Source organism: Halolamina salina (genome assembly GCF_042678005.1).
Lineage (GTDB): Archaea > Halobacteriota > Halobacteria > Halobacteriales > Haloferacaceae > Halolamina > Halolamina salina.
In genome coordinates, this window is sequence record NZ_JBHUDH010000022.1 from 66,740 (window position 1) to 68,480 (window position 1,741).

Here is a 1,741-nt window from a genome sequence, read left to right on the forward strand (position 1 = left end):
CCCGACGAGCTGGCGGTCGACCGCGTCCGCGCCGCGGACGCGTTCTACACCAGCGGGATCACGCCCGCGCTCTCGGAGACGCTACGGGAGACGACCGCGGCGCTCCTGAAGGCGGCGGGCGAGGCCGGCGTCACGCGCGCGTTCGACCTCAACTATCGGTCGAAGCTCTGGACGCCCGCCGAAGCAGCCGAGAAACTCCGCCCGCTGTTCGAACACGTCGACGTGCTGATCGTCGCCGAGCGCGACGCCGAGACGGTGCTGGACCGCGACGGCGAGGCCGGGCAGATCGCACACAGCCTCGGGGTCGAACACGACTGCGAGGCGGTGGTGGTGACCCGCGGCGAGGCGGGCGCGGTCGCGGCCCACGGCGGCGAGATCCACGAGGCCGACGCGCTGGAAACCGACACCGTCGATCCGGTCGGGAGCGGCGACGCGTTCGTCGGGGGGCTGCTCGCCGGCCTGTTGACCGGCAGTTCGGTGCCCGTCGCGCTCGACGCCGCGACCGCGACCGCCGCGCTGAAACGGACCGTGGCGGGCGACGCCGCGGTCGTGACGCCGGAAGACGTGACGGCGGTGATCGACGGCGGCGCCGACGAGATCGACCGCTGATTCAGGCGCCGTCGCCGACCCGGATCACCTGCAGCAGCGAGTACACCGGCACGCCGTCGACCTCGTCGACGCCGCGCTTGTCCGCGAGCACGCCGCAGGCGACCGGCTCGCCCCCGCGGGCGCGCACGGCGTCGATCGTCTCCTGTATCGTGGTGCCGGAGGTGACGGTGTCGTCGACGATGTAACACTCCCGCTCGCGGACCTCCGCGAAGTTCCGGGAGAAGCCGCCCTCGAGGTTCTCGATGCTACCCTCCTCCCACTGGTGTTTCCGGGGCGTGTACGTCGCGAGATCCGTGTCCAACTCAGTCGCGACCGTCGTCGCGAGCGGGCTGCCGGCTTTCTCGACGCCGACGGTCAGGTCCACGTCCTCCCCCTTCTTCGAGAGCAGGTCCGCCAGCGCGGCCGCGACGTGTCCGAGCCGCGAGGAGTCCCGGCCGACCGCCGACCAGTCGACGTGGATGTCGCCCGGGCCGCCGCCCTGTGCGGGCGTGGCGCCGGCGCGGTCGACCAGCCACGAGGCGGTCTCCCGGGAGACGTTGAGTTCGTCGGCGATCTCCCCCTTCGAGAAGCCGCGGTCGGCGAGCGAGCGTGCCTCCTCGATCAGGTCGTCGACGTTCTTCATGGGTGGAGTTCGACTGCCGCCTTGATAACGTCGCTGTCCAGCGCCGCCTCGAACTCCTCGATCGGGTAGACGTGCTCGGCGAACGGCGACCGCACCGAGGCGGGCATCGCGTCGAGCCACTCGACCGCCCGCTCGAAGTGGGTGTAGCCGGCGTTGACCGAGCCGACCGTCGCGCGGTTGCCCAGCACCATCTCGCGGTGGAAATCGGCGAGATCCACCTCGGCGGTGTGTGGCTCCGGCACGCCGAGCAGCGCCGCGACGCCGTTGGGCGCCAGCGCCGACACCGACTTGACCGCGTGTGGCGCGTGGCCGGTCGCCTCGAACACCAGATCCATCGGCGCGTACGCCTCGGGGACCGCCTCGACGGGCGTCTCACGGGAGTCCACGTACGTCGCGCCGGCCTCGATCGCGAGTTCGACCGCCGGATCGTCGCGGTCGCGGCGACCGAGGCAGTACACCTCCTCGAACCGCTCGGCGAGGACTGGGACCGTCAGGAGTCCCAGCGACCCC

3 protein-coding genes are annotated in these 1,741 nt (G+C 71.9%); 1 reads left to right on the forward strand and 2 read right to left on the reverse strand.

The window, feature by feature from the left end; all coding sequences use genetic code 11:
• A partial coding sequence (locus ACFR9S_RS02900; protein WP_379818022.1) for a PfkB family carbohydrate kinase occupies positions 1-609 on the forward strand: 609 nt, incomplete at its 5' end.
• A 1-nt stretch (position 610) separates the two neighbouring features.
• Here the strand turns inward: ACFR9S_RS02900 and gfcR are convergent.
• Together gfcR and ACFR9S_RS02910 are read right to left on the reverse strand one after the other, a co-directional pair.
• Positions 611-1,231: a transcriptional regulator GfcR gene (gene gfcR / locus ACFR9S_RS02905; protein ID WP_379818023.1), complete on the reverse strand. Its 621-nt coding sequence runs from the start codon at positions 1,229-1,231 to the stop codon at positions 611-613.
• Positions 1,228-1,741: zinc-binding dehydrogenase (locus ACFR9S_RS02910; RefSeq protein WP_379818024.1), on the reverse strand; the 514-nt coding region annotated here is incomplete at its 5' end. The genes gfcR and ACFR9S_RS02910, both read right to left, overlap by 4 nt.